Annotated in this window: 28 protein-coding genes and 1 riboswitch; of the genes, 15 read left to right on the top strand and 13 right to left on the bottom strand. The window is 67.3% G+C overall.

Annotation, left to right across the window (positions count from 1 at the left end):
* Positions 1–42: 42 nt before the first annotated feature.
* Entirely contained in the window at positions 43–1,557 is a 1,515-nt protein-coding gene (locus tag ACIBCN_RS32030; RefSeq protein WP_396995427.1) for an MFS transporter, read from the bottom strand.
* Positions 1,558–1,663: 106 nt separating this feature from the next.
* Between ACIBCN_RS32030 and ACIBCN_RS32025 the strand changes: the two genes are divergently transcribed.
* Complete coding sequence (locus ACIBCN_RS32025; RefSeq protein ID WP_396995426.1) at positions 1,664–2,698, top strand: Lrp/AsnC family transcriptional regulator; 1,035 nt, start codon at positions 1,664–1,666, stop codon at positions 2,696–2,698.
* Between the two features lie 2 nt (positions 2,699–2,700).
* On the opposite strand, the gene ACIBCN_RS32020 is transcribed toward ACIBCN_RS32025, so the two are convergent.
* Together ACIBCN_RS32020 and ACIBCN_RS32015 are read right to left on the bottom strand one after the other, a co-directional pair.
* Positions 2,701–3,549: an SDR family NAD(P)-dependent oxidoreductase gene (locus ACIBCN_RS32020; RefSeq protein ID WP_396995425.1), complete on the bottom strand. Its 849-nt coding sequence runs from the start codon at positions 3,547–3,549 to the stop codon at positions 2,701–2,703.
* Complete coding sequence (locus tag ACIBCN_RS32015) at positions 3,546–5,135, bottom strand: flavin-containing monooxygenase (RefSeq protein WP_396995424.1); 1,590 nt, start codon at positions 5,133–5,135, stop codon at positions 3,546–3,548. The genes ACIBCN_RS32020 and ACIBCN_RS32015 overlap by 4 nt, the downstream gene beginning before the upstream one ends.
* A gap of 140 nt (positions 5,136–5,275) precedes the next feature.
* Here ACIBCN_RS32015 and ACIBCN_RS32010 point away from each other — a divergent pair, with 140 nt between their 5' ends.
* Positions 5,276–5,998 carry a TetR/AcrR family transcriptional regulator gene (locus tag ACIBCN_RS32010; RefSeq protein WP_396995423.1) on the top strand — a complete coding sequence of 241 codons (723 nt, stop codon included), beginning with the start codon at positions 5,276–5,278 and terminating at the stop codon, positions 5,996–5,998.
* Between the two features lie 185 nt (positions 5,999–6,183).
* Here the strand turns inward: ACIBCN_RS32010 and thiD are convergent, their stop codons facing one another.
* On the bottom strand, positions 6,184–7,029 hold the full coding sequence (thiD, locus tag ACIBCN_RS32005) for a bifunctional hydroxymethylpyrimidine kinase/phosphomethylpyrimidine kinase (protein ID WP_396995422.1): 846 nt from the start codon (positions 7,027–7,029) through the stop codon (positions 6,184–6,186).
* 90 nt (positions 7,030–7,119) lie between these two features.
* On the opposite strand from thiD, the gene ACIBCN_RS32000 reads away from it, so the two are divergent.
* On the top strand, positions 7,120–8,268 hold the full coding sequence (locus ACIBCN_RS32000) for a GTP-binding protein (protein ID WP_396995421.1): 1,149 nt from the start codon (positions 7,120–7,122) through the stop codon (positions 8,266–8,268).
* A gap of 173 nt (positions 8,269–8,441) precedes the next feature.
* On the opposite strand, the gene ACIBCN_RS31995 is transcribed toward ACIBCN_RS32000, so the two are convergent.
* On the bottom strand, positions 8,442–9,578 hold the full coding sequence (locus ACIBCN_RS31995; protein WP_396995420.1) for an epoxide hydrolase family protein: 1,137 nt from the start codon (positions 9,576–9,578) through the stop codon (positions 8,442–8,444).
* An 86-nt stretch (positions 9,579–9,664) separates the two neighbouring features.
* Here ACIBCN_RS31995 and ACIBCN_RS31990 point away from each other — a divergent pair, with 86 nt between their 5' ends.
* Together ACIBCN_RS31990 and ACIBCN_RS31985 are read left to right on the top strand one after the other, a co-directional pair.
* Complete coding sequence (locus ACIBCN_RS31990) at positions 9,665–10,312, top strand: TetR/AcrR family transcriptional regulator (protein WP_396995419.1); 648 nt, start codon at positions 9,665–9,667, stop codon at positions 10,310–10,312.
* 79 nt (positions 10,313–10,391) lie between these two features.
* The gene (locus ACIBCN_RS31985) at positions 10,392–10,799 is read left to right on the top strand and encodes a VOC family protein (protein ID WP_396995418.1); all 408 of its coding nucleotides are present in this window, start codon (positions 10,392–10,394) and stop codon (positions 10,797–10,799) included.
* A 106-nt stretch (positions 10,800–10,905) separates the two neighbouring features.
* Here the strand turns inward: ACIBCN_RS31985 and ACIBCN_RS31980 are convergent, their stop codons facing one another.
* Complete coding sequence (locus ACIBCN_RS31980; RefSeq protein ID WP_396995417.1) at positions 10,906–12,150, bottom strand: KasA/KasB family beta-ketoacyl-ACP synthase; 1,245 nt, start codon at positions 12,148–12,150, stop codon at positions 10,906–10,908.
* 39 nt (positions 12,151–12,189) lie between these two features.
* Here ACIBCN_RS31980 and ACIBCN_RS31975 point away from each other — a divergent pair, with 39 nt between their 5' ends.
* Positions 12,190–12,747, top strand: coding sequence for a TetR/AcrR family transcriptional regulator (locus ACIBCN_RS31975; RefSeq protein WP_396995416.1), 558 nt, complete (start codon positions 12,190–12,192; stop codon positions 12,745–12,747).
* Between the two features lie 88 nt (positions 12,748–12,835).
* Complete coding sequence (locus tag ACIBCN_RS31970; RefSeq protein ID WP_396995415.1) at positions 12,836–14,374, top strand: MFS transporter; 1,539 nt, start codon at positions 12,836–12,838, stop codon at positions 14,372–14,374.
* A gap of 7 nt (positions 14,375–14,381) precedes the next feature.
* On the opposite strand, the gene ACIBCN_RS31965 is transcribed toward ACIBCN_RS31970, so the two are convergent.
* The gene (locus ACIBCN_RS31965; RefSeq protein WP_396995414.1) at positions 14,382–14,834 is read right to left on the bottom strand and encodes a MarR family winged helix-turn-helix transcriptional regulator; all 453 of its coding nucleotides are present in this window, start codon (positions 14,832–14,834) and stop codon (positions 14,382–14,384) included.
* 57 nt (positions 14,835–14,891) lie between these two features.
* Between ACIBCN_RS31965 and ACIBCN_RS31960 the strand changes: the two genes are divergently transcribed.
* A complete protein-coding gene (locus ACIBCN_RS31960) occupies positions 14,892–15,299 on the top strand; it encodes a VOC family protein (protein WP_396995413.1) in 408 nt (135 codons plus the stop codon).
* A 43-nt stretch (positions 15,300–15,342) separates the two neighbouring features.
* The gene (locus ACIBCN_RS31955) at positions 15,343–15,840 is read left to right on the top strand and encodes a tetratricopeptide repeat protein (protein WP_396995412.1); all 498 of its coding nucleotides are present in this window, start codon (positions 15,343–15,345) and stop codon (positions 15,838–15,840) included.
* A 10-nt stretch (positions 15,841–15,850) separates the two neighbouring features.
* Here ACIBCN_RS31955 and ACIBCN_RS31950 read toward each other — a convergent pair whose 3' ends face one another.
* The gene (locus ACIBCN_RS31950) at positions 15,851–16,285 is read right to left on the bottom strand and encodes a MarR family winged helix-turn-helix transcriptional regulator (protein ID WP_396995411.1); all 435 of its coding nucleotides are present in this window, start codon (positions 16,283–16,285) and stop codon (positions 15,851–15,853) included.
* 81 nt (positions 16,286–16,366) lie between these two features.
* Between ACIBCN_RS31950 and ACIBCN_RS31945 the strand changes: the two genes are divergently transcribed.
* Positions 16,367–17,791, top strand: coding sequence for a DHA2 family efflux MFS transporter permease subunit (locus ACIBCN_RS31945; RefSeq protein WP_396995410.1), 1,425 nt, complete (start codon positions 16,367–16,369; stop codon positions 17,789–17,791).
* Between the two features lie 34 nt (positions 17,792–17,825).
* Here the strand turns inward: ACIBCN_RS31945 and ACIBCN_RS31940 are convergent, their stop codons facing one another.
* Positions 17,826–18,353, bottom strand: coding sequence for a hypothetical protein (locus ACIBCN_RS31940; protein ID WP_396995409.1), 528 nt, complete (start codon positions 18,351–18,353; stop codon positions 17,826–17,828).
* 68 nt (positions 18,354–18,421) lie between these two features.
* Positions 18,422–19,222 carry a helix-turn-helix transcriptional regulator gene (locus ACIBCN_RS31935; protein WP_396995408.1) on the bottom strand — a complete coding sequence of 267 codons (801 nt, stop codon included), beginning with the start codon at positions 19,220–19,222 and terminating at the stop codon, positions 18,422–18,424.
* A 92-nt stretch (positions 19,223–19,314) separates the two neighbouring features.
* On the opposite strand from ACIBCN_RS31935, the gene ACIBCN_RS31930 reads away from it, so the two are divergent.
* Entirely contained in the window at positions 19,315–20,022 is a 708-nt protein-coding gene (locus ACIBCN_RS31930) for an SDR family NAD(P)-dependent oxidoreductase (RefSeq protein ID WP_396995407.1), read from the top strand.
* Between the two features lie 55 nt (positions 20,023–20,077).
* On the opposite strand, the gene ACIBCN_RS31925 is transcribed toward ACIBCN_RS31930, so the two are convergent.
* Together ACIBCN_RS31925 and ACIBCN_RS31920 are read right to left on the bottom strand one after the other, a co-directional pair.
* Entirely contained in the window at positions 20,078–20,479 is a 402-nt protein-coding gene (locus ACIBCN_RS31925; RefSeq protein ID WP_396995406.1) for a hypothetical protein, read from the bottom strand.
* A 253-nt stretch (positions 20,480–20,732) separates the two neighbouring features.
* Positions 20,733–21,665 carry a LysR family transcriptional regulator gene (locus ACIBCN_RS31920; RefSeq protein ID WP_396995405.1) on the bottom strand — a complete coding sequence of 311 codons (933 nt, stop codon included), beginning with the start codon at positions 21,663–21,665 and terminating at the stop codon, positions 20,733–20,735.
* 130 nt (positions 21,666–21,795) lie between these two features.
* Between ACIBCN_RS31920 and ACIBCN_RS31915 the strand changes: the two genes are divergently transcribed.
* The 4 genes from ACIBCN_RS31915 to ACIBCN_RS31900 all read left to right on the top strand — a co-directional run bounded on the left by ACIBCN_RS31915 (position 21,796) and on the right by ACIBCN_RS31900 (position 24,954).
* A complete protein-coding gene (locus tag ACIBCN_RS31915; protein WP_396995404.1) occupies positions 21,796–23,049 on the top strand; it encodes an MFS transporter in 1,254 nt (417 codons plus the stop codon).
* 41 nt (positions 23,050–23,090) lie between these two features.
* Entirely contained in the window at positions 23,091–23,687 is a 597-nt protein-coding gene (locus tag ACIBCN_RS31910; protein WP_396995403.1) for an aldo/keto reductase, read from the top strand.
* Between the two features lie 37 nt (positions 23,688–23,724).
* On the top strand, positions 23,725–23,979 hold the full coding sequence (locus tag ACIBCN_RS31905) for an aldo/keto reductase (RefSeq protein ID WP_396995402.1): 255 nt from the start codon (positions 23,725–23,727) through the stop codon (positions 23,977–23,979).
* 108 nt (positions 23,980–24,087) lie between these two features.
* Positions 24,088–24,954 (top strand): hypothetical protein, encoded by an 867-nt coding sequence (locus ACIBCN_RS31900; RefSeq protein ID WP_396995401.1) that lies wholly within the window; start codon positions 24,088–24,090, stop codon positions 24,952–24,954.
* Positions 24,955–25,020: 66 nt separating this feature from the next.
* Here the strand turns inward: ACIBCN_RS31900 and thiC are convergent, their stop codons facing one another.
* On the bottom strand, positions 25,021–26,691 hold the full coding sequence (thiC, locus tag ACIBCN_RS31895) for a phosphomethylpyrimidine synthase ThiC (protein ID WP_396995400.1): 1,671 nt from the start codon (positions 26,689–26,691) through the stop codon (positions 25,021–25,023).
* A riboswitch (TPP riboswitch) is annotated at positions 26,683–26,791 on the bottom strand. (Overlaps the previous gene by 9 nt.)
* Positions 26,792–26,904 lie beyond the last annotated feature (113 nt).

The raw sequence follows: 26,904 nt of genomic DNA, 5'->3' as shown, positions 1-26,904 counted from the left end.
CCGACAGGCAAGGTCAGGCAGCCGACCTGGAATTCCGGCGAATCAGGCGAGTACCTCCGCCTCTTCGACGACCTGCTGCACCGGGTCGCGTCGCCGCATCAGCAGCAGCACGAGTGCGCCGCCGACGAGCGCGACGACGCCGCTGACCGCGAGCGTGCCTTGTACACCCGCCGCGGCCGCCGCACGCACCGCCTCCTCTAGCACGGTCCGCGCTTCCGCCGGAACCTGCTGCACCAACATCCCGGACTGACCGCCCCCGATGGCCCGCGCCGCGGCCTCCGCATCCGGGACCCCGCGATCGGCAAGCACATTCGCGGCCCGCGTGGTGAATACGCTGCCCAGCGTGGCGATCCCGAGCGCGAAACTCAACTGCTGCGCGGTATTCACCGCCCCCGTCGCCATTCCGGCCCGCTGCCACGGAACCGCCGCCATCGCCGCCGAACTCAACGTCGCGGTGGCCAAGCCGACCCCGAGGCCGACGGCCAGGAAGCCGGGAACCAGCGCCACCCAACCGGCTCCGCCGTGCACGAGCAGCGCGCCGAGCCCGCCGCCGATCCCGGTCGCGAAGAGCCCGCCCGCGATGATCCGGCCGCGGTGCTCGCCGTGCAGAAACCGCCCGATGCCGCCGGACACCAGAAATGCCATGACGGACAACGGAAGTCCCACCGCCCCGGCCTGAATCGCACTCAATCCGAGCACCGACTGCAGCCAGATCTGGGTGTACATCAGCGCACCGAACGCCCCGAAGAACAACGCACCGGCGCCGATGAGCACCCCGACGAAGGACCGGTCCCGCAGCAGCGCCAGATCGAGCATCGGTTGCGCCGAGGCCCGTTCGACCATCAGGAAGACGACCAGTGCCGCCACGGCGACCAGCAACAGCCACCAGGTGACCGCGTTCGACCACCCGTGTTCGTTCGCCCGGATCAACGCGTAAGTCGCCGCCGCGGCGCTGACGGTGAACGACGCCATGCCCGCCACGTCGACCCGGCTGCGATGGGGCCGCTCGACATCGGCGAGCACCAACACGCACAGCGCCACCGCCACCGCGCTGACCGGCAGGTTGACGAAGAAGATCCAGCGCCAGGACGCGAGATCGGTGAGCACGCCGCCGATGATCGGCCCGATGGCGCTGGACGCGCCCGCGACGGCACCCCAGACGCCGTACGCGGTGCCCTGGTCCCGTCCGGCGTACGAGTTGTTCAACAGGGCGAAGGTGGTGCACGCCATGGTGGTCGCGCCGATGCCCTGCAGCACCCGCGCCGCGATGAGCACGGTCGGATTCGGCGCGATACCGCAGATCAGCGAGGAAATCGCGAACAGCACCAATCCGGCGAGGTAGGTCCGTCGATGCCCGGCCAGGTCGGCGATCGAGCCCGCTCCGAGCATGAGCGCCGCCATGGCGAGGGCGTACCCGTCGACCACCCATTGCAGCGAGCTGAACGACGCGTCCAGGTCGTTGCGCATGTCAGGTAGTGCGACGTTCACGATGGTGACGTCGATCAGCAGCATGAAGGTGCCGAGACACACCGTCAGCAGCGGCAGCCATTTACGCAAAGCCGTTGTCCTCTCTGAAGATTCGTGAGCGTGAGACGGCGTCGAGTATCCGCAGAAATAGTGAGGATGGTCGCCCTCCTGCGCGGCGAGCGTAGATTTCCTCCTTATGGGTGCCACTGAAACGGGCAAAAACTCCACATTGGATGGCGTTGATACGCGGATCGTGCAAGCACTGCAGCTGGACCCGCGCGTCTCGTTCAACCGGGTCGCCGCCGAACTCGGCGTCGCGGAGCAGACCGTCGCCCGTCGCTACCGGCGGTTACGCCGCGACGGGGTGGTCCGGGTGATCGGCGCGGTCGACTCCCGCGCGGTCGGCGAGAACGACTGGATCATCCGGGTGCACTGCCGTCCGGATGGCGCGCGGCAGGTGGCCGAAGCGCTGGCCCGCCGCGACGATGCCGCCTGGGTCAGCATCGCGGCGGCCGGTGCCGAGGTGAACTTTTCGCTGCACCCGCGCACACCGCAGGATCGCGACGACCTACTGGTGCAGCGGTTGCAGCGCACCGCGCCGGTGCACGACATAGCGGCCGCGATGATTCTGCACCGCTTCGTCGGGCCAGGTGTGCTCGACTGGCGCGGCAGGCAGTCGGTGCTGACCGGCGAGAAGAGCATGGCGGCAACGGATTACGCGGAGTCGGATATGCGGCTGCGCGACGAGGACGGCGCACTGCTCGAGCTGCTGGCCCGCGACGGACGCGCCAGCTTCTCGGTCCTGGCTCGCGCCACCGGCATGAGCATCGGCCGGGTGGCGCGCCGGATCGCCGCTCTGCAGGCGGCGGGCATCCTCTACTTCGATCTCGACATCGCCCCTGCCGCACTGGGATCCAGCCTCTCCGCCTTTCTCTGGCTCCGTGTCGCGCCGGCACAGCTGGACGCCGTCGGCCGGGCCGTGGCCGAGCACGACGAAACGGCCTATGCCGCAGCGGTTACCGGGCCGTTCAACATCTTCGCCGTGCTGACCGCGGACACCGCCGACGACCTGTACCACTACGTGACCACCAAGATGGCGACCCTGGATGGCGTGCACAGCTTCGAGCTCACGCCGGTGCTAGAGCGGCTCAAGCAGGCCGGCTCCCGCACCACCGCGGGCCGATTGATCCCGCCACCGCCGGTGCCTCCCCGCGCGGCCCGGCGGCGATAGGCCTACAGCGCGATACCGAACCGCGCGGCCGTCCGCTTGCCCGCCCGATACAACGGGACACCGAGGTCCTCGTACGCCGGGCCGAGCAGGCGCGGGATCATGTCGAAGACCCTGGCATCGGGCCCGATCAGCACCCGCGCCTTGTTCTTCTCGACGCCGTGCAGGATGATCTTCGCCGCCGCACCCGGACTGGTCAGCGTCAGTGCGTCCCAGCCGCGGCGCAACGTCTCGAGGTCAACGTCGTCGGGGATGCCGCGTGCGCTCACCGCGATATTCGTTTTCACCCCGCCGGGGTGCACGCAGGTGACACCGACCGGATGCCGGGCGATCCGCATCTCCTGCCGCAGCGCCTCGGTGAACCCGCGCACCGCGAATTTGGCCGCGTTGTATGCGCTTTGGGAGGGCACGCCGACCAGGCCGAACACCGAGGAAACGTTGACGATGTGGCCGTCGCCGGACGCGATGAGATCGGGCAGGAAGGCCTTGGTGCCGTGCGCGACGCCCCAGAAGTTGATGTTCATCAGCCAGTCGAAGTCGTCCCATTCCATGTCTTCGACGTCGGCCCCGAGCGCGACGCCCGCGTTGTTGAAGACCAGGTTCACCCGCCCGAACTCGCCCCGTACAGCCGCGGCGTGCGCGTACACCGCCGCCCGGTGCGCCACGTCCAACTCGTACGGAATGGCGGTGGCGCCGAGCTTTTCGCAGCGGCCCGCGGTATCGGCGACCGACTCGGTGTTGATATCGGACAGCGCGAGCTCGGCGCCGCGCTTGGCGAGCTCTAAAGCCAGCCCCCGGCCGATGCCGGAGCCTGCCCCGGTGATCACGGCGACTTTGTCTTTGAAGTTCTTCACTGAACGTCCTCGGGGTTATGGGCTGGGATCGGTCGGCCGTTGGTCAGGGCTGTGGGATATGTCTGTGCCGGACGGTCTGCCAAGACCACGGTGGGACGTGTCGGTGAAGTCGGTGCGGGACTGAAGAATTCGTACTCCGCGGGGTCGAGCCGCCGGGTCTGCAGCCAGTACTGCCAGGTGAACCCGGACCACAGCGTGCGGTTGTTCCCGTGCTCGTCCAGATACCAGCTCTGGCAGCCGCCGGTGTTCCACACCGAGCGCGCCAGCCCGACTTGCAGCCGGGCATTGAATCGATCCTGCGCCGCGCGCCGGGGCGCCAGCGCGACCGCGCCCTGCTCGCGCACCTGCCGAATCGCCTGCAGCACATAGTGGATCTGCGCCTCGATCATGAAGATCATCGAGTTGTGGCCGAGGCCGGTGTTCGGGCCGACCAGGAAGAACGCGTTGGGCATGTCCGCGACCGTGATCCCGCGGTGCGCTTGCACGCCTTCGCGGTCCCAGCGCTCGGTCAGGTCGACGCCGCGCAGACCTACCATCGGCAGATTCTTGAACGAGTCGATGACGTGAAAGCCGGTGCCATAGATGATCACATCGACCTTGCGCTCGACGCCATCGGCGGTGACGATGCCGTCCGAGGTGAAATGATCGATGCGGTCGGTGACCAGCTCGGTCTTGGGGTCGGCGAGTGCCGGATAGTAGGTGTCGGAGCCGAGTAGCCGCTTACACCCCGCCCGGTAGTCCGGCGTAACCTGTTTCCGCAGTACAGGATCGGCGATCTGCCGCTCGATATGCCGCCTGCCGACCCGCTCCAGCACCTTCAGCAGCGCGGGTCGCCAGTTCATCGCATACCCGCCGACCTCGGCACCCCAGTAGATCCCATTGCGCAGTGCGAGCCGCAGGCCGGGCACCCGCCCGAGCGCACGCCGAAACCGCGCCGAGAACTCCACATCGGCGCGCGGCAGCACCCACGGCGGCGTGCGCTGGAACACCGTCAGCTCCGCCACGTCGCCGACGATCTCCGGCACGAATTGAATTGCGCTGGCACCGGTTCCGATCACGGCGACGCGCTTGCCCGCGAGCTCGACGCCGTGTTCCCACTGCGCCGAGTGAAACGCCGGACCGGTGAAGTCCGCGCTACCGCGGAACTCCGGAACGCTCGGAATGTGCAGCGCCCCCACCGCGGACACGAGGAACTGCGCCACATACTCCTGTCCGTCGGCGCCGAACGCGTGCCAGCGCAGCTCACCCTCGTCCCAGTACCCGTGATCCATCAGCTGGTGGAAGCGAATGTGCGTGCGCAGCCGGTACTTGTCGGCCACGTCCTTCAGGTAGTCGAAGATCTCCTGCTGACCGGAGAACAGTCGACGCCAATTCGTGCGTGGCTCAAAAGAATACGAATACAGGAGAGTCGGCACATCGCAGGCGCAGCCGGGATAGGTGTTGTCCCGCCAGGTGCCGCCGATCTCGTCGGCCTTCTCCACGATGAGGTAGTCGTCGATGCCCGCGTCGTCGAGCGCGATGCCCATGCCGAGGCCGGAGAACCCGCTGCCGACGATCAGGACGCGGGTGTGGATCGCGGACGTCATCGTCCCCACCGGCTCTCTATGCTAAGTATCCAATACCACCGGTTCCGTGTATTTTCCGAGTGTGTCCCACGCCTCATCCGATGTCAACGCCTCGACTCGGTCATCGGTACCGCTGGTAGCAGGTAGCATCCGGAATTGTGATGCGCAGCGGCCGGAAAACAGACGAGGTGCCACGCAAGCGCGTCGACGCACGCACGGAGCGCTGGCGTGAGCACCGGCTGAAGGTGCGCGAGGAGTTCGTCGACGCGGCGTTTCGCGCGCTGGACAAATTCGGGCCCGAGGTCAGCATGGGCGATATCGCCAAGGAGGCCGGCGCGGCAAAACCCAAGCTGTACCGGCATTTCGAAGACAAGACCGACCTATACAACGCCATCGTCGATCGGGTCCGCGACATGCTGTGGGAGCAGCTGATCTCCGGCGTCGACCTGACCAACGACTCGGCGCACGAACTGGTGCGCCGCGGGGCGGCGGAGTATGCGCTGGTGGTGTCGGCGCACCCCAACGTCTTCCGCTTCATGCTGCACAGTCATTTCGCGCAGCAGTCCGACGATTCCGAACGCGCGCTGCAATCCGCTCGGCAGTCGGCGAAGCGGGCTGCCGACCTGTTCGCGGAGCTGGCCGCCGACAAGGTGGTCGACGTGGACAGCGTCGAACTCGTCATCTATTCGATCTTCGGCGCGGTCGGCTCGGCCACCGATTGGTGGCTCGGCGCGAACCGGTTGAAGACGCAGCCGATGCCGATCGAGAAGTTCGTCGCCTATCTCGCCGAAACCATCGCCGCGCTCACGGCGGCCAATGCCCGGCTCAACGGCATCGTCATCGACACTGATCTCCCACTGCACCTTGCCTTTTCCGGCGAATAACGCCTAGATCCGCAGACCTGGGTCCGCGCTGAAGCTGTCGTCGCAGCTACCCGAACCGCGCTGTTCTAGTCGGCTGCGTCATTGCGGCCAACCGCGTGTGCGACACCGCTATTGTCTCAGCACCCACCGACAAGAATCGGTTCCCTGAAAGTTCTTTGAAGTGGGGAATCGGCGGATTCCGACGGTCAGTCGCTGTGCAAACGCCAGAGCGGGGACACCGGGCCGTGGCCCGCGCCGAGATCATAGGACGCGGCGAGGCAGCGGTAGGTCCACTCCTTGGCGAACTCCACCGCCTCGGGCACCGAGTAGCCGTTGGCCAGCGCGCACGCGGTCGCCGCGGCCAGGGTGTCCCCGCCGCCGTGGTCGTTGGTGGTGCCGATCCGCGGCGCGGTGAACTCCAGGAACTCGTCGCCATCGAAAAGCAGGTCGGTGCTGTATTCCGAGGACCGCAGGTGCCCGCCCTTCACGATCGCCCACTGCGGGCCGAGGTCGTGCAGGGCCCGCGCGGCCAGGCGGGCCGACGCGTCGTCGGTGACGTCGATGCCGGTGATCAGCCTGACCTCGTCGAGGTTAGGCGTGACCACCGTCGCCAGCGGGAACAGCGTGTGCCGCACCGCGTCCAGCGCTTCCTCGTGCAGCAGCGGGTCGCCGTGCATGGAGGCCGCGACCGGATCGACGATCAGCGGAATCCGCCCGGCACGGCCGATGCCCACCTCCCGGCAGACGTCGACGACGGCCTCGATGATCGCGGTCGAGGCCAGCATGCCGGTCTTGACCGCGCCGACGCCGATATCGGTCACCACGGCGCGCACCTGACCGGCCACGATGTGCGGCGGAATCTCGTGGAAGTCGCTGACTCCCTTCGAGTTCTGCACGGTCACCGCCGCGACGGCCACGCAGGCATGTACCCCGCACAGGGCCATGGTGCGCGTATCGGCCTGGATTCCGGCGCCTCCACCGGAGTCGGTCCCGGCAATGGTGAGCACCCGGACGGGGGTCTGCCCGTCGGGGGTCAATGGCAGCAGCTTCACGAGACAAACCCTACGACCGTTCGCCCGCGCCGCCACGCGCAACCGGTAACCCGCGCGCTAGTGACAAATGAAAACCATTATCATTAAGAGATGATCACCTCACCGACCTCCGACCTCCTCCCCGTCACCGTGCTGTCCGGTTTCCTCGGTGCGGGCAAGACGACCCTGCTCAACCACATCCTCGCCAACCGGGAGGGCCGCCGGGTCGCGGTCATCGTCAACGACATGAGCGAGGTCAACATCGATGCCGCGCTCGTCGCGGGCCAGGGTCAGCTCGACCGCACCGAGGAGAAGTTGGTCGAGCTGACCAACGGCTGCATTTGCTGCACGCTGCGCGAGGACCTCATCGAGGCGGTGGGCAGGCTGGCGCGTGAGGGCCGATTCGATCAGCTGGTGATCGAGTCGACCGGCATCTCCGAGCCGATGCCGGTGGCCGCGACCTTCGACTGGGAGTTCGAAGACGGGTTCAAGCTCGGTGACATCGCGCGACTGGACACCATGGTGACGGTGGTCGACGCGTCCACCTTCCTCGCCGAGGTGGCCAAGGGGCAGGCGCTGGCCGAGCGGAATCTGCAAGCGGGCGAAGGGGATGCGCGCACCATTGCCGACTTGCTGGTGGATCAGGTGGAATTCGCCGATGTGCTCCTGGTGAACAAGACCGATCTGGTCGGCGCGGCGGCCGCCGGTGCGGTGGAAGCGACTGTGCGCAAGCTCAATCCGCGCGCGCACGTGCTGCGGACGACAAATGGTGTCGTCGAACTGGCCGAGGTGCTCGGCACCGGTAGGTACAACCCGGTGGTCGCCGCCGAGGCCGAGGGCTGGGAAGAGGAACTGGCGGGCGGGCATACGCCGGAGACCGAGGAGTACGGCATCCGCAGCCTCACCTACCTCGCGGATCGGCCGTTCCATCCGCAGCGCCTCTCCGAGGCACTCGGCGAACTGCGAGGGTTGTTGCGCAGCAAGGGTTTCTGCTGGATCGCCAGCCGGGCTACCCTGGCGGCCGTCTGGTCGCAGGCCGGGCCCAATCTCGTCTTCGAGCCCGCCGCCTGGTGGTCGACGCTGGAAGTGCCTGCCGGACAAGAGATCGTCTTCATCGGCATCGAGCTCGATCGGGAAAAGGTTCGTGCATTGCTCGACAACGCTTTGCTGACCGACGCGGAATTCGCCGAGGGTCCCGCCGAATGGTCCCGGTACCCCGACCCGTTCCCGGCCTGGGGCGAGCTGCACGAGCACGCGTGACGACCGCGAGGGTGCCCTCGGCCCGGATCGCGCCCTTGCGGCCCGCGCCGAGCGAGATGCGCACGGCATCCTGGCCGACGAGCGCGCGACCGGCCGAATTGGTATCCAGCACATCACCTTCCATTGGTCGATGGCCCGCACCCGGCGTGCGGGTGCGGGCCTCGGGTGCGGACTCAGCCGATCTTGGCGAAGAAGCGCCGGATGTCGCCGACCAGCAGCTCGGGCGCCTCGTGCGCGGCGAAGTGACCCGCGGCATCGTTCGGGCCGCCGATCACCGAGCCCGCGTCGTAGGAATTCCAGCTGACGATGTTGCGATGATCCCGCTCGGCGAACCGGCGGATCGACTGGAAATCGCCCTTGAACATGGCCAGCGCGGTCGGAGTCGTGGTCGGGCCGGTCGGGCGGTCGGTGCTGTGCGCCTCCTCGTAGTAGAACCGGACCGAGGACGCGGCGGTGCCGGTCAGCCAGTACAGGGCGACGTTGGCGATGACGAACTCGGCGTCCAGGCTCTCGCCGAAAAGCTGTGCGTTCCAACCCAACAGGCCCAGCGGCGAGTCGGTGAGCGCATAGGCCAGCGTCTGCGGCTGCTGACTGCACAGGATATTGAAGGCCATCTTGTTGTCCTGGAACCACTTCAGGTGCGCCAGCGCCGCCAGATCCTCCGGCGACAGGTCGACGAACTCGGCCGGATCGCCGGACGGGAACGAAAACAGCTGCGTCACATGGACACCCACCACTCGGTCCGGCACCATGCGACCGATCTCGGGGGAGACCATCGAGCCACCGTCGTTGCCGATCGCGCCGAAGCGCTGGTAACCGAGCCGATCCATCAACTCGATCCAGGCCTTGGCGACGCGCCGCATGGTCCACCCGGTGCTGTGCGTCGGACCGGAGAAGCCCATCCCGGGCAGCGCGGGAATCACCACGTGGAAGGCGGGGTCCTCGGCCGACGCCGGCGCGGTCAGCGACTCGATGAGATCGAGGAACTCGAGCACCGAACCGGGCCAGCCGTGGGTGAGGATCACCGGCATCGCGTCCGCACGGTCCGATCGGATGTGCAGGAAGTAGATGTTCTCGCCATCGATCTCGGTGGTGAACTGCGGGTAGGCGTTCAGCTTCGCCTCGACCGTCCGCCAGTCGAAGCTCTCCAGCCAGTACTGCGCGAGAGCGCGCACCCGATCGCCGGGCACGCCGTAGGAGTCGCCGACGCCCGGCAGCTCGTTCGGCCACAGTGCGCGGCGCAGCCGGTCGGACAGGTCGTCGAGCTGGGCCTGCGGGACGTTGATCTGGAAGGGCTTGATGCTGCTCACGGCGATCTCCTTGTGAAACGGAATGCTTCGTTCTGTTTGAACAGTAACAGAACGGATCGTTCCGTTTCAAGTGTTATTCTGAACTCATGCCGAAACCACCCGAAGCTCCAGCTCAGAAGGCCTTGCCCGGCCGTAAGGCGCAGGCGGCCCGCAACGACGGGCTGATCCTCGATGCCGCGCGCGCCGTGTTCCTGGCCGACGCCAATGCCCCGATCGCCGCCGTCGCCGAGCGGGCGGGGGTGGGGATCAGCGCGCTGTATCGCCGCTACCCGAGCAAAGAAGTCCTGCTGCGCACCCTCTGTTACGACGGGCTGCGCCGCTACAACGCGGAAGCCGATGCCGCGCTGGCTGATTCGGACGGCTGGCAGGGGCTGGTCGGCTTCCTGGAGCGGGTCGTCGACGCCGACGTGCACTCGCTGACGGTGCACCTGGCAGGCACCTTCACCCCGGACGATTCGATCCTGCCCGAGGTCAGGCACTCGGGCGCGGCGAACGACGAGATCGTGCGCCGCGCGCAGGCCACCGGCCGGCTGCGCCCGGGGGTCACCTCCGAGGATCTGGGTCTCATCCTGGAATCGTGCGCGGCCATCTTGATGCCCGATCCGGACCGCACGGCACAGTTGCGCCGCCGCGTGCTGGCCATGCTGGTGGCCGGCCTGTCCGTGGACGGTGATCTGCCCGGCCCCCCGCCCAAGGCGGGCGAGTTCGCTTGGCGCTGGGAGCGGCGGCAATGAGCCGTCGCGCCGAGTCGGCGAATTCGCCCGCCGCGCGGTTCGCGCTGGTAGAAATACCCCAATCGCGAAAGGACTCGCTATGAACTGGACGTTGGAGGTAGTGATCGTCCCGGTGTCGGACATCGACCGGGCGAAGGACTTCTACGCGGGAAAACTGGGATTCGCCGTCGACCACGACGTGGTGCCCGGCGAGGGGATGCGCATCGTGCAGCTCACCCCGCCCGGCTCCGGCTGCTCCATCGTGATCGGCGAGGGTGCCGTCCCGAAGATGGTGCCCGGCTCGCTGAAGGGTCTGCAACTGGTCGTGCCCGATATCCGAAAGGCGCACGCCGAGTTGGTATCTCGTGGGGTCGACGTGGGTGACATCCAGGTGCTCGGCGCGAACCCGTCCGACGTTGCCGACCCGCTCGACAACGTCGGCTTTCTCTTCTTCGCCGACCCCGACGGCAACGGCTGGTCCGTCCAGCAGATCTCGGCTCGCCCCTGACCGCTAGTCCCGGGAGGCGAGAAAGCGGGGTCTGCGAGGTGTACGGTCTACGAATTCTGCAACGACGGTTTCGGGTGCCGGATTCCGGCCGGTGCTGTCGGCGGAACTAGACCCGGCCGAAGGCCAGCGCTACGTTGTGGCCGCCGAAGCCGAACGAATTGTTCAGCGCGTAGTCGATCCGCTGCTTGCGTGGTGCGCCGCTGACGATGTCCAGGTCGATCTCCGGATCGCGATTGTCGAGATTCAAGGTGGGCGGGACGATTTGGTCACGCAGCGTCAGCATGGTGACCAGCGATTCGAGGGCGCCCACCGCGCCGATCGAATGGCCCAGTGCGGATTTCGGGGCGTAGATCGAGGCATGTGGTGCCACGGCGGCGATCGCGTTTGCCTCCGACGCATCGCCGATCGAGGTTGAGGTCGCGTGCGCGTTGATGTGCTGAATATCCGAAACCTGAAGTCCCGCTGTCTGTATCGCCTTACGCATGGCCCGCGCCGCGCCGACACCCGCCGGTTCCGAGGCGACGATATGATAGGCGTCGGAGGTGATTCCCGCGCCGAGCACCCGGCCGTGGATCTCGGCGCCGCGGGCCCGTGCGTGCCGCTCCGACTCGAGCACCAGCAGCGCGCCCGCCTCGCCGAAGACGAATCCGTCCCGGTCTCGATCGAACGGCCGGGACGCCCGCTCCGGTTCGTCGTTGCGGGTGCTCATCGCCCGCATCATGGCGAAGCTCGCGATGGGCACCGCGTGGATGTGGCCCTCGACGCCGCCCGTGACGACGACGTCGGCCTCGCCGGTGCTGATCAGCCGCCAGGCCTGCGCGATCGCCTCCGAGCCGGACGAGCACGCCGATACCGGCGCGAAAACGCCTGCCTTGGCGCCGATTTCGAGGCCGACGGTGGCGGCGGGCCCGTTCGGCATCACCATCGGCACCGACATCGGCGACACCTTCCGATAACCACCGGCCCGCATCGCGTCGACCGCGTTGATCAGCGCGTCCCCGCCGCCGAGCCCGGTGCCGATGGCAACCGCGAGCCGCTCGCCGTCCAGCTCCGGAGCGCCGGCCCGTTGCCAGACCGTGCGGCCGAGCACCAGCGCCAGCTGCTCGACATAGGACAGTCGTCGCTGTTCGATCCTGGTCAACCGCTCGCCGGGATGCGACTTCAGCTTCCCGCCGATGCGGACCGGCAGGTCGTACTCGGCGACGAAGTCCTCGGCGAGCACGCCGATGCCGCTGTGCCCGAGCAGCAACTCCGACCAGGTCGTATCCATGTCCTCGGCGAGCGATGTGCTGGCCGCGTAGCCGGTGACGACGACGGAATCCCGAGTTTCTGAAGCGATTGTTACAGTCACGATGTCATGGATACCTGTACCAGTCGCTACAGTCAACTCATGGCTCGCCCCCTCGACCACGCGAAACGCGCCGACCTGCTGGCCGCCGTGGTGCGCTATATCGCCGACCACGGCCTCGCGGAGCTGTCGTTGCGGCCGCTCGCCGCCGAGCTCGGCACCAGCTCGCGCATGCTGATCTACTACTTCACCACCAAGGAAGAGCTGCTGGTCCAGGCGCTGGGCACGCAGCGTCCCGACCTCGCGGCGCTGTTCTCGGAGGTCGCCGATGCCGCCCAGCTGCGCGCGCGGCTGTGGGAATTCTGGCGGGCCAACACCGCCGGCGAAGGCCGTACCAGCGTCCGGGTGATGCTGCAGGTCCTCGGCGCGTCTTGTGCCGCGCACAGCCCGTACGCCGAGTACGCCAAGACCGCCGTCGCGACCTTCGTCGACTCGCTTGCCGACGGGCTGCGCGGACTGCCGTCCGTCGACGATCCAGAACTCGTTGCGACACTGCTCGTTTCGGGCCTGCGCGGCATCCTCCAGGATCGCCTGATCACCGGCGAGGTCGACCGCACCGACCGCGCCGCCCGGCTACTGATCGACCAAGCCCTCCGCTAGCCGTTGTTGGTCGGGTAGCGGTCGGCGCGGTTACCTGGTGTTTGCTAGAGCGCGGTGGATGCTGGGTTGGGGCGAGCGAGGAGGCGGGATGGCTGCGAGCGTGCCTGGTCCGGAGGGCGACACGTCGACGGTAGGCGGCGTGCGGTGGGTGATGCTCGCCGTGCTGTGCGCCAGCCTGCTGTTGGTGGCGATGGACGCCACCATTCTGAACGTCGCGCTACCGTCGCTGATCGCCGATCTGCGGGTTGGTCAGCTCGAGCAGCTGTGGATCATCGACGTCTACGGGCTGGTGCTCGGCGGCCTGCTGATCACCACCGGGGCGGTCGGTGACCGGGTCGGCCGAAAGTTGCTGTTCCTGATGGGTTTCGTGCTCTTCGGCGTGGCCTCGGTGGTGGCGGCGACGTCGCACAGCGCGTGGCAGTTGATCGCCGGGCGAGTGCTGCTCGCCGTCGGCGGCGCGATGGTGATGCCGTCGACCTTGTCGTTGATCAGGAACATCTTCACCGACGTGCGGGAGCGCACCCTCGCGATCGGCATCTGGGCCGCGGTGGCGGGTGCGGGCGCGACCATCGGCCCGATCGTCGGCGGCGTGCTGGTTGAGCAGTTCGGCTGGGCCTCGGCGTTCTGGTTGAACGTGCCGGTGGTCGTGCTCACCGTGGCGGTCGGCGCCTGGCTGCTGCCGGAATATCGTGCGCCACAATCGGGTTCGCTCGATTGGCTGGCCGCCGCGCTGTCCATTGCCGGCATCGTCGGATTGGCATGGGGCATCAAGCATGTCGCGAAGGGCACGCCCGATCCGGTGGACTGGGTGATCCTGGTGCTCGGTGTGCTGCTGCTCGGCTGGTTCGCCCGCCGCCAGCTCGCCGCCGCCGATCCACTGCTCGATGTGCGGCTGTTTCGTAACGGCGCCTTCGCCGCCGCCGCGCTCGCCACGTTGCTCGCCATGCTCGCGATCGGTGCCGCGCTGTTCCTGATCTCGCTGTGGCTGCAGTACGTACACGGCTACTCACCGTCCGAGGCGGGATTGCGCACCCTGCCGTCGGCGCTGACCCTGCTGGTCGCGTCGCTGGCGACCCCGTGGTTGATGCAGCACATAGGCGTTCGCGCCGTGCTCGCGATCGGGCTCGGTGCGCTGGCCATCGGTTTCCTCGGGCTGGCGCTGAGCCCCGAGCCGACCACGTATCCCGTTGTCGCACTGGTGCTCGCGTCCTTCGGCCTCGGCGACGGCCTGGCGATCACCGCGGCCGCCGCCGTCCTGGTCTCCGCGGTGCCGCCGGAACGCGCCGGGCAGGCCGGTGCGGTCTCGGAAACCAACTATGAACTGGGCATCGGCCTCGGTGTCGCCTTGCTGGGCAGTATTCACGGCCGCGTTTTCACCGAGAACATGATCGGGCTGCCCCTGCGTGGCGAAAACCTGGACGAGGCAAGGGAATCCATCGGGGGCGCCGTGGAAGTGGCTGGGCGCCTGGACAATGCGACCCGCGAGCAAGTGCTCGACGCCGCTCGGCACGCCTTCGATGTAGCTCTCACGACCACCGCGTACGTTTCCGCGGCCATCGTCACAACTGTCGCTGTCGTCGCGGTGTGGTTGGTCCCCAAAGGCTTCCGAGTAACCGGCTCGCACTAGTGTCCGGTCAGGCGGGCGGGTAAGCGTGGTCGAAGACGCGGCGCATCAAGTCGGACAGTTGGACGCGCTCTTTCGGGTTCAGCGGCGCGAGGATATCGTCGCCGACCTGGTGCGCCTCTTCGCTCAGTGCGGTCAGGGCGGTACGGCCGGTGCGGGTGACGCGCACGGTCATCCGCCGTCGATCGCTGTCGTCGCGCGTGCGCTCGACCTGTCCAGCGGTAGCGAGTTCGTCGACGATCTTGGCCACATCGCTGGGGTGGATGGTGAGACGCTCGGCCAGATCGCGCTGTGCGTGCGGCCCGAAGTCGGCAAGGGCGGCGAGTATTGCCATGTGCCACAGGCGAAGTCCGCGCGCCGCCAGTCGGTCCGCGAACCGGCCGCGTGCCGCCTTGCCGACCCGCGACAGCAGATAGATATCCAGCCCGAGCAGGCTCGGCGGCAATGCGCGTTCGGCGTCCATCGGCCTATTGTAGGTCCAGACCTACAATAGGCCCGCACCTACTATATGGAGGACATCGTGGACGCTCTGCACCCGAGACTGCTCGTCACCCGCTTCGCCGATTGCTTCACCTTCTACGCCGCCGTGCTGCCGGACCTGATCGGCGCTGAGCTGATCAAGGGCACCGCCGCGGGGCAGTACGCCAATTGGGACGTCGACGAGCAAGCCGTCCTGATCCTGTTCGACCGCGCCGCCATGGCCGAGGTAGCGGGAACTACCGCGCTGCCTGCGCAATCCGCCCCAACCCAGGACACGGTCATGTTCGTCTGCCGCGTCACAGACGCGGACGCGGGTTTGGACTTGTGCGTCCGGCACGGCGCGATCGTGGTCGCCCCGCCCACCGACCGCGCGCAGTGGGGTCCCGGTCTGCGCACCGCCCACCTGCGCGATCCCGACGGCACCCTGATCGAATTGCAGTCCTACTGACGGTGTCCCGTCGCCACCGGTGATCTGTGCGAAAGTGGGCAGCGTGAACCAAGATTGGGCAGAGCGGGTAGCCGCGGCCTGGGACACCTTCGACGACTACGACGAGGCCCATGCGGACGAGTTCCGCGCGGTGATCGACGTGTTGGTCGCCGAGTTGCCGAGCGACCACCCACTCGGCCCCTTCGAGCAGGCGGGCGCCTGGGATTCGACAGGCCACTCGGACAAGGCGATTCCGCTGTACCGCGCGGCGCTGGCCCGCGGGCTCGACGGTAGCCCGCGGCGGCAGGCCACGATTCAGCTGTCGAGTTCGCTGCGAAACATCGGCCGGGCTGAAGAGGGCGTCGAGCTCTTGACCGAGGAACTCACTGCCCGCTCCGACGAATTGGACGACGCCGTCCGCGCGTTCCTGGCGCTGTGCCTGTCCACCCTCGGCCGCGACCGCGAGGCACTCGCCCTGGCCCTCGGCGCGCTCGCCCCGCATCTGCCGCGATACCAGCGCTCCACCGCGAATTACGCCCGCGACTTGGTTCAGCCCGAGTAGGGCCGTCCACTCAGCCCGCCGCGTCGGGCTCCTCGCCGATCGCCTTGAGCGCGAGCTGATGCAGGGTGCGCCGCTCCTGCGCGTCGAGACGGCCGAGCACTCGTTCGGTGGCGCGTGCTACCTGTGCGTCGGTCTGTGCGCAGTGGGCCTTGCCTGCCTGCGTCATGGTCAGCCGGTACTTACGGCGGTCGTCGGTATCGCGCACCCGGACCACCAGACCTGCCTGCTCCAGGCCGTCGATCAGCCGAACCATCTCGCTGCGGTCGATGCCGAGCGACTCGGAAACCTGCTGCTGGGACAGTTCGCCGAATTCTTCGAGGCAGGTCAGCACCCAATGGTCGCGCAGCGACGCGCCCAGTTCGGCATGCACGGCCTTATGCAGCTTGCCGAGGGCGTAGGTCGGGAAGCGGAGCAGGCCGCGGGGATGCAGGTGGTCATCGGGCATTCCGACATTCTAACTATTGTTGAGGAGCAAGATTGTTGATAACCTCCACAATCTCACTACTCTACTAATTTCGGAGGGTCCATGTCGGATACTCGAACGGCGGTGCCGGCCGCCGAGCCCGCACTCGACGCCATCCCCGCCGGGGTCTGGCGGGTCGCGGGCGTCCTCGTCTTCGGCGCGGTAATGAGCATGCTGGACACCTCGCTGGTGAACGTCGGGCTCAACACCATCGCCACTGATCTCGGTGCCACCCTCGACAGCGCGCAGTGGATCGCCAGCGGTTATCTGCTCGCGCTGGCGGTCACCTTGCCGCTGGTCGGCTGGCTCGGCAGGCGATTCGGCCTGGATCGGGTTTGGATCGGGGCGCTAATCGGATTCACGATCACCTCCGGGCTGTGCGCGTTGGCGCCGAATGTCGGGTGGCTCATCGCATTACGCATCGCGCAGGGGTTGACCGCCGGGGTGCTGGTGCCCGCGGGGCAGGCCATCATCGGGCAGGTGGCCGGGCCGCATCGGCTGGGACGCGTGATGAGCGTGGTCGGTATCGCGGTGGTGGCCGCGCCCGCCATCGGGCCGACCGTCGGCGGCGTGATGCTGGCCCAACTTCCCTGGGAGTGGCTGTTTTTGATCAACATTCCGTTGGGTCTCGTCGCGCTGGTGCTGGCACTGCGGGTGCTGCCGCGTATCGAGAAATCGGACGCGGGCACATTCGATTTCGTCGGCTTCGCACTGATCGGGGCCGGATTGTCGCTGCTGGTTTACGGACTCGGCGAATTCGGTAGTCGAGGTGAGCTGTTCGCGCCGACGGTGAGTCTGCCGGTGCTGCTCGGTGCGGTCGCGATGGTCGGGTATGTGCTGCGGTCGATGCGCGGTCGCGGGCCGAAACTGTTGGACGTCAGCATGTTCCGCAGCCCGGTGTTCAGCGCCGCCAACACGGCCAACTTCTTCAACGGTGCCTCGCTGTTCGGCTCGATGCTGTTGCTGCCGCTGTACTTTCAGCTGCTACACGGGCAGAGCCTGATCGTGACCGGATTGTCCCTTGCCACTTTCGGTTTCGGCGGAATCATCGCGCTGCCGATCGCGGGCCGGTTGACCGATCGGTACGGCGGCGGGGTCGTCGCCATGGTCGGCAACGCGCTGTCTGTGCTGGTAACCGTCCCGTTCGCCTTCGGTGACGCGTCGATGAACGTCGTGGGGATCCAAATCCTGCTGCTGGCCCGCGGCATCGGCACGGCGTTGACCGGCATCCCGGTCGTTGCCGCCGCCTACGCCGCGGTCCACCGCGATCAACTCTCCGATGCGGCGTCGACAGTGAACATCCTGCAGCGCGTCGGCGGTTCGATCGGCGCGGCACTGCTCGCCGTGGTCCTCTACCGATCAGCCGCCGCGGGCCTGCCCATCGACGCCGGTTTCCGCCAGGCCTTCTGGTGGCTCACCGGCGCAACCGTCATCTCATTGATCGCATCGATCTGGTTGTGGCGCACGGAGGTTCGACTGCGTCGCTGATTGCCGCCGAGCCGCCGTGCGGCCTGTTCCCTGGCTACCCCGGGCTCCCGTCGGCCGGATTCATCGACGACGATCCATTGACAACGAGGTCGGAATCCAGGGATCCCTCGGGCGGCGTGGCCTTGATGCTGATCTTGCTATTGACCTTGTTGCCGTGCGTACCTGGGCCAAGATCGGTCTCGATGGTGGTGAAGGTCGGTTTCCCGCTGCATTTCAGGTTCTCGGTTTTCCCGCTGTGCTCGGGCCCGTTCGCATAGGCCACCTTGACCTCGATCGTCGCCGTGTCGCCCTGGGTGCAGTCATATGCGGCGATAACGGAACCATCGATGTGGGACACCTTGAATACTGCGACATTCGCGTCGCCGTCGGAAGATTCGGCGTGCGCGATAGGTGCCACGAGCAGCGCGATAGCACTCGAAAGTGCGAGCGTACCAAGGAATTTCCGCACAGAAATCTTCCCTCTCGTCGGATGAAGTGGGTGTGCGTCCGGTAGCGGTCGGCTCAAACCGGCCGCTACACCGCACACCCACGCATTCGTTGCCGCAGAGATTCCGGATGGCATAGCCATTCCAGCACCGAAAGCCACGGCCCAGGGCCACCCGCCCTCGGGCTGGCGTGTCGATTCGGTTTTCAGCCCGCGGCGCCGAGGTGGTGCAGGGCGCGGGCCGTGGGGGTGCCGGGGTCGGCGGTGATGAAGACGACTTGCTGATCGTCGTCGGGAACGGTGAGGATGTCGCAGTTGACTTGCAGCGCACCGAGTTCGGGGTGGTGCATGGTCTTGGCCCGGTGGCCCGCGGTGCGCACCGGATTGGTGGACCAGATCTCGGTGAACTCCGTGCTGCCCGCCCGCAGCTCCGCCAGCAGGGCGGCCAGCGGCGCGTCGTCGGGGTAGCGGTGGGCCGCGGCGCGCAGCCGAGCCACCGCGATCTCGCCGAACTCCTCGTGGCCGGTGGTCAGCATCTCGTCGCGCCGCAGGAATCGCCTGCGGGCCAGGTTGAGCCGGGCGTGCAGGTTGCCGAGCAGCGCGTCGGCGAGCGGGTTCCAGGCGATGACGTCGTAACTGGCCGCGGTGACGATGGCCGCGGTGTCCGGCATCCGGTACAGCAGGTCGCTGACATGCGGCCGGACTCGGCGGGGGACCTCGGCGGGCGCGTTCGGCACCAGGCCCGCCAACTGGAACAGGTGGTTCCGCTCGACGGCGGACAGGCGCAGCGCGCCCGCCATGGCAGCCAGCATCGTCGCCGAGGGGCGCGGGCCGCGTGCCTGCTCCAGCCGGGCGTAGTAGTCGACCGACATACAGGCCAGTTCGGCGACTTCTTCCCGACGCAGGCCGGGGGTGCGCCGTCGCGGCTCGGGCGGCAGTCCCACGTCGCCGGGCCGCAACCGGTGCCTGCGGTCGCGCAGAAAACGGGCGAGTTCGGCACCGGCCATCGGTACCTCCTTGCGAGATCGTCGGGACGTCGCCTTGTCCTGGCATCGATTGTGCCTGGTTGCCCCCGGCCGACGGCGGCAGGCTGAGCGGTATGCAGAAACTGATTGCTCTGGTCACCGGCGCGAACACCGGTATCGGCAAAGAAATCGCCCGCCAGTTGGTGCGGGCCGGCCTGACGGTGTACGTCGGTGCCCGTGATGCCGAGCGCGGCGAGCAAGCCGTGGCCGAACTCGGCGGGGACGCGCGTCCGCTGCTCCTCGACGTGACCGACGCGGCGAGCATCGACGCGGCCGCGCTCGCCGTCGACGCCCTGGACGTGCTGGTCAACAACGCCGGGATCTCCAGCGAAGACGCGACACCGGACCTGGTCGACACCGACACCTTCCGCCGCGTCTACGAGACCAACGTGTTCGGCCCGGCCGCGGTGACCAATGCCTTCCTCCCCGCGCTGCGCCGCTCCGCGCACGCCCGAATCGTCAACATCTCCAGCGGCACCGGCTCGTTGACCTGGGCAGTCGGCCCGCAGTTCCCGCACAGGGGTTCCCACGCGGCCTACCGCTCATCCAAAACTGCCCTCAACGCGTTGACGATCTTCTACGCCCACGCGTTGAGCGACGACGGCATCAAGGTCAACGCGCTGGCGCCGGGCCTGCGCCGCACCAACCTCAATGCGCGTGCCGCGGCGAGCGAGGGCGACCCGGCCGAGGCCGCCACGGGAGCGGTCCGCCTGGCCCTGTTGCCGGATGACGGACCGTCCGGCCAGTTCCTATCCTGGGACGGCACTCAGGTTCCCTGGTAGCACGCGGTCCAGCGTGGACCGCGCGACCAATTCTGCTGTGCCAGCGGCACATTCGTCAGGCGTCGAGGGCCGCGGTAATCTTGCGAGCCATCGCGGCCACAGCGGGGCTCGGCTCGCCTTTGCGAGGCGCGACGGCGGATTCGATGGCGATGAGGACGGTGTCGCGGAAGTTGTCGGCCTCGCCAGGGTATTGCTCACCGAGCAGATGCATGGCAGCGGTCAGACTCGGCAGTACGGTGTCGGCAAGTTCGGCGACCGACTTGCCCGGCAGGTGAATGTCTTTGGACTTGGCGGACAGTACATGCCCGACCAGTCCTGTCGCCGAGGTCAGGGCGTTGGAGCCGTGGGTGATGCCCTTGTGCGGAGCACCGGCGGCGGCCATCAGAGCGACGGCTCCATAGGCGGCGGTCCGCAGGGTGCTGTTGTCCTGGTCGGTGCGGGTGATGGTGCTGGACATGGCGTTTACTCCTCGAAATCGGTTGTGGCACTGTGTCAGTGCCGTTTTGTTCGATGTACACACTTTCGCCGGGCAGACTGACACCGACCTGACACGCACCTGACACCGTGTCGCCACGCTGGCGTTCGCGGCTACCGTGGCTGGTCGTCGCCGATCTCGGCAACGTCACATATCAAGGCGCTCAGCCGAGCACCTCGCCATGTTCCGGTGAACTGCCACAACGGGTTCGGGTGCTGACAACAGGCCTTAGTGGTCACCGGGTCCAGGAATCATTGGAAGAGAGAGCCGGATTCGGGTGGCTCTCCAGTGCTTCGAGCACCATGGTCGACAAGACCTGCGCCGCGGTCCCGAGTTGCCGGTCCCGCGGCGCCGCCAGGCACATGCGCCAGCTGAGACCACCACTTCCGGTGAGGGCGAGGGACCTGACCGCCGGGTCCGTTTGGGCGAACGCCGACGGCAGGATCGCGATGCCGAGCCCCTGGCGTACGTAGTCGGTGACCACGCGGCCGTCGCCGAGTTCGATGGAGACATTCCTGGTCCGGTCGGCCGAGGCGAACGCGCGGTCGACCACGGCCCGGCTGCCGAAGCCCTCGGAAAAGTCCACAAATGTCTCTCCCTCCAGTTCGTCCAGCCGCACGGAGCGCCGTCCGGCGAGCGGGTGGGCGGCCGGGACGAGCAGGCGCATCGGGAAGGACTTCAGTTCGGTCAGCCGGAGCTTGCGGCCGAAGGGGCCTGGCTCGGAAAGGATTGCCAGATCCACCTCCCCGGCAACCACGGCGGCGGCGAGTTCCCGGGAGCCGCCGGGGCGGTGGCTCAACCGCAGCCGCACCTCGGGGTGCTCGGCGTGCATCCGGCCGAGCACGGTGGGCAGGTCGAGCCAGGGCACCGAGGACATCAGCCCCAACCGGACTTCCCCGCCGACCGTGCCGCGGACACCGTCGATCGCGTCGGTCGCCGCGCGCACGCTGTCCAGGATCGCCTGTGCCCGAGGCAGCAGGACGGCCCCGGCTTCGGTCAGTGCTACCTCGCGGGAGGTGCGTCGAAGGATCTCGATGCGGAGTTCCCGTTCCAGCGTCTTGATGGCGGCGGACACCGCTGATTGGACCACGTGCAGTCGCGATGCCGCCCTGGTGAAACTGCGTTCTTCGGCGACGGCGACGAAGTACTCGAGGTGCCTGAGATCCATCGGCCAACTATCTCATCGAGTGATAGTTGATAGCAGAATGAATCGTTGGACGTGCATGTTCGCAGCCTCGACCATGGAGTCGGCGGGGCCAGACCGACCGCCGCGATTCCTCGGGAAAGAGCGCATGCGAATGACTGTGTCCATCGACCACCGGGAAAAGTCGGCGGCCTCCGCCGAACAGCCGGACTCTGGCAAACACAACATCGGCTTCTGGGTGGTGACCGTGGCGTTCTGCGCGGCCGTGGCCTTCTCGATGGTGCCGACGCCGCTCTATCCGCTCTACGCCGAGCAACTCGGCTTGTCTTCGTTGACGCTCACCATTATTTTCGCCGTCTACGGCGCGGGCGTCATCTTCAGCCTGTGCGCCGTCGGGCACGTGTCGGATTGGATCGGCAGGCGGCGAGTGCTCACCATCGCGATCTCCGTGGAGGTGCTGGCCGCCGTCGTCTTCCTCCTGCCGCCGCAGCTGCCCCTGCTGATCGCAGGCCGGTTGATCACCGGATTGGGCGTCGGCGCGATCACCGCGACCGCGACCGCGTACCTGCACGAACTACACGTGCTCGCCCGACCGCGCGACGGCGTGCGACGCTTCGAAATCGCCTCGCCCGCAGCCAATATCGGCGGACTCGGGGTTGGCGCGCTGGTCGCGGGCGTGCTCACCCAGTGGGCGCCGTGGCCGCTGCGGACCTCGTTCGTGGTTTTCGCGGTGTTCCTGGTCCTGGTGATCGCGGCCTTGGTCTGGTTCGTCCCGGAAACTGTGTCCGTGCCGCGGTCGCTACGCCCGGCGTACCGCCCGCAGCGCGTGTCTGTCATCGGATCCAGGCTCGGCTGGGTCGTCGCGGCGGGCAGCATCTTCGCCGCGTTCGCGGCATTCGGCCTGTTCGCTTCGCTGGCCCCCGTTTTCCTGGCCGGGACGCTGGGGCAGTCCTCGCGATTTTTGGCGGGTGCCGTGGTGTTCCTGGTGTTCGGCAGCGCGCCCGTCGCTCAGCACGCGGCCATGGCGTTACCGGTGCTGCCCCGTCTCGTGGCGGGACTGATCGGCACCATCATCGGATCGGGCGTCTTGGTGGCCGCCGTGCTCCAAGGCAATCTTGTGCTGTTCTTGGCGGCCGGCGTGTTGAGCGGAGCCGGAGCCGGCGTCCTTATCCAATCCGCCGTCGCACGTACCGTGCGTGCCGCCGCTCCGGCGAAACGCGGCGAGGCGGCCGCCGGACTCTTCCTCATCGGCAACGCCGGTTTGATCATTCCGGTGATCGGCATGGGCGTCGCAACACAATTCGTCGACACCCGCATCGCGATGGCCGGCTTCGCGGGCGCCCTCATCGCCCTGCTTGTCTGTGTCGCCGTGGGCACCCGCGGCATGCGCGATGCCGCGGCGCGGTGACCGGCACCGGACTTCCACCGTAAAGCAATAAAAGGGAGACCATGGCAATCGAGGTGACCACGGGGCATTCCGGCGCAACCTACCGCGTAGCCGACATCGATCTCACCCGGATGGGTTACGGCGCAATGCAGCTCGCCGGTCCCGGCACGTTCGGACCACCCAGGGATCGCGACGGCGCGATCGCTGTGCTGCGCGCAGCAGTCGAACTCGGGATCACCCACATCGACACCGCCGACTTCTACGGTCCGCACCTCACCAACGAGATCATCCGCGAGGCGCTGTGGCCTTATCCGGAGCAGGTCCACATCGTCACGAAGGTCGGCGTGCGCCGGGACGAGCACGGTGGCTGGCCGCACACCCACACCCCGGCAGAACTGCGCGAGGAGGTGCACGACAACCTGCGTCGTCTCGGCCTCGAGACGCTCGACATCGTCAACCTGCGCTTCGACGAAGAAGCCGACTTCGGTCCCGGCGCCATCGCCGAGCAGTACGGCGCCTTGGCGGAATTGCGGCAGCAGGGCCTGATCCGGCACCTCGGGCTTTCGGCGGTCGATGCGGAGCAGATCGCCGAAGCGCGCTGTCGCGCCCGTCGTGTGCGTCCAGAATCCCTACAACCTCGCCCTGTGAGCCGACGATGATCTCGTCGACGATCTCGCTCGCCTCGGCATTGCTTACGTGCCCTACTACCCGCTCAGCGGCCTCTCGCCCACGCAGTCGCGGACGTTGGCTTCGGTAGCCGCGCGGGTGAACGCCGGTCCGATGGCCGTCGCGTTGGCGTGGCTGCTGCAGCGGTCACCCAACATCTTGCTCATCCCCGGTACCTCCTCGGTCCAGCACCTGCGCGACAACGTCGCCGCAGCGGATCTGGTTCTCCCCGAGGGCGCACTCGCTGACCTCGATGCGATCGGAGGTGGGCCGGGACGTCCTTGATCCGAAAGTCCTCCCCAGCATCACCAGCTCGACCCATCGGACCCGGCGGTATCGAACGTATGTTCGATACACTAGAGCTGAGTAGGTGCCGGACGAGAGCGAGGGGTTATGCGTGAGTCGTCCTCGGGTCTGTTGAAGTTGCTGGTCAACGAGGTTGCGGTGCGGCACGGGTATGGGTGTGCGGAATCCGACGGGGAGTTCGTGCTCTCGGGCCGTGGGGCCGGTCGGATCGTGCTGCCCTGTACTCGGTTGGAGCGGCGGGTTGCGCGCGCGCCACGACAGCTGTGGGCGACGCTTGTCGGCGATCGGTTGGATATGCAGATCGCCGACCTGGCCGCCGGGCATCTCGATGTGTCTCGGCTGGAGTCCGTGCGCACGCTGCTGCGGACCAGGCTCTGCTCGGCGCGCACGAAAGGGCTGATCAACGATGTGCGGCGATTGGTCGCCCCCGGGCTGCTGCAGCGGGTGCTGATCGACTTCGGCGACATCGTGACGCCGGTGACCTACGCCAACGCGAAGCGTTGGGGCGCAACGGAATCCGATCTGTTCGAGATCGCCGAGCGCAACACCCGCGCGGACGGCGGGCTCGATCTGCTGGCCACCGAGATCGATGGCATGGACGACGCCGACATCCACATGCTCTACGGTGCGTCCGATTTCGTCACCGCCCACGTGCGCTGGCTCGACGACTATCCGGTGGTCGGGCCCTGGGGCGCGCTGCTCGTCATCCCGGGCCACACCCACCTGCTTGTCCACCCGATCACCGGGCCGACCGTTCTCGCGGGCACCAGCCTGCTCGCCCAGCTGCTGGTGGCGGGGGAGGCCGAGTCCAGGCCGGTCAGCCGCTCGATCTACTGGTGGCGCAACCGCATCACCGTCGATATCGCCGCAACCATCCGCGGCAGCGGCGACCGGATGGCAGTCGTCCCCGCCGGTCCGCTCGAGTCACTGCTCGAGATCATGCGCGGGGATTGAAACGACCGGTTCCCGCACGCATGGGGGTGCGGGAACCGGATTCGTTGCTGGACAGTCGAACTGGGGCTACGTGACGATCGGCAGATAGACCGAGTTGCCGCTGTCGGCGAACTCGGCCGACTTCTCCGCCATCCCGGCCTCGATCGCCGCCACGTCGGTGAGCTGGTTGCGCTCGGCGTACTCACGGACGTCCGCGGAGATGCGCATCGAGCAGAACTTCGGCCCGCACATGGAGCAGAAGTGCGCGGTCTTGGCGGGCTCGGCGGGCATGGTTTCGTCGTGGTATTCCCTGGCCGTGTCCGGATCCAGCGACAGCGCGAACTGATCGCGCCAGCGGAATTCGAAACGCGCCTTGGACAATTCGTTGTCCCGGTCCTGCGCGTGCGGGTGTCCCTTGGCCAGGTCGGCGGCGTGCGCGGCGATCTTGTAGGTGATCACGCCGACCTTGACGTCGTCCCGATTGGGCAGCCCGAGATGTTCCTTCGGGGTGACGTAGCACAGCATCGCCGTGCCCGCCTGCGCGATGATCGCGGCGCCGATGGCCGAGGTGATGTGGTCATACGCCGGCGCGATATCGGTGGCGAGCGGGCCGAGGGTGTAGAACGGTGCCTCCTCGCACAGCTCCTCCTCGAGCCGCACGTTCTCCACGATCTTGTGCATCGGCACGTGCCCGGGGCCCTCGATCATCACCTGCACGCCATGGGATTTCGCGATCTTCGTCAGCTCGCCGAGGGTGCGCAACTCGGCGAACTGTGCCTCGTCGTTGGCGTCGGCGATGGAGCCGGGCCGCAGGCCGTCACCCAGCGAGAAGGTCACGTCGTACTTCGCCAGGATCTCGCACAGCTCCGCGAAGTGGGTGTACAGGAACGATTCCTGATGATGCGCCAAACACCAAGCGGCCATGATGGATCCGCCGCGCGAGACGATGCCGGTGACCCGCTTGGCGGTCAGCGGCACATAGCGCAGCAGCACGCCCGCGTGCACGGTCATGTAGTCCACGCCCTGCTCGCACTGCTCGATCACGGTGTCGCGGTAGATCTCCCAGGTGAGCAGGGTCGGATCGCCGTTTACCTTCTCCAGCGCCTGGTAGATCGGCACGGTGCCGACCGGGACGGGCGAGTTGCGCAGGATCCACTCGCGGGTCTCGTGGATGTTCTTGCCGGTGGACAGGTCCATGATGGTGTCGGCGCCCCAGCGGGTAGCCCACACCATCTTCTCGACCTCCTCGGCGATCGAGGACGAGACGGCCGAGTTGCCGATGTTCGCGTTGATCTTCACCAGGAACTTCTTGCCGATAATGGTCGGCTCTAGCTCCGGATGCTTGTGGTTGGCGGGAATCACCGCGCGACCGAGGGCGACCTCGTCGCGCACCAGCTCGGGTGTCACCCCCTCGCGGGCGGCGATGAAGCGCATCTCGGGTGTGATGATGCCCTGCCTGGCCCAGGCCAATTGGGTCGGCGGGCCACCGGCGGACGCCGCATCGAACACTGCCTCGGGCTTGGTCCAGGTATCGCGTAATTTCGGTAGGCCCGACTCCAGGTCGATCTGGGCTGTGTCGTCGGTGTACGGGCCGGAGGTGTCGTAGACGTCGAAATGCTCGCCGTTCGTCAGATTGACCCGACGGACCGGAATGCGCAGCCCGTCTACCTCGGTGTAGTGCTTGACACTGCCTTCGATGGGTCCGGTGGTGACGGTATCGATGATCTCGGAGCCGTCGCTGGACGTAGCAGTAGCCATGTTGTTCCTCCCTACGCCGGCATTACCCGGTCAGGTTCATACGGTCGACGGCCCTAGCCGTCCTCTCAGCCCGCTGGTGCGAGCCCCCGTTGGCGGTGTGAAATTTTCCAGGCCCGACAGTACCTGGATGTCCTGAGGATCGCCCCATGATCGGACGAGCTCGCCCATGACACGAAAAAGCCTGGCCCTCGACCGGGGTTCCGGTCGAGGGCC

Origin of the sequence: Nocardia sp. NPDC051052, assembly GCF_044456045.1 — a bacterium.
In the GTDB taxonomy this organism is placed as follows: Bacteria; Actinomycetota; Actinomycetes; order Mycobacteriales; family Mycobacteriaceae; genus Nocardia.
The sequence above is the reverse complement of the archived record's forward strand: the minus strand, read 5'-3'. Positions and strand labels throughout refer to the sequence as shown.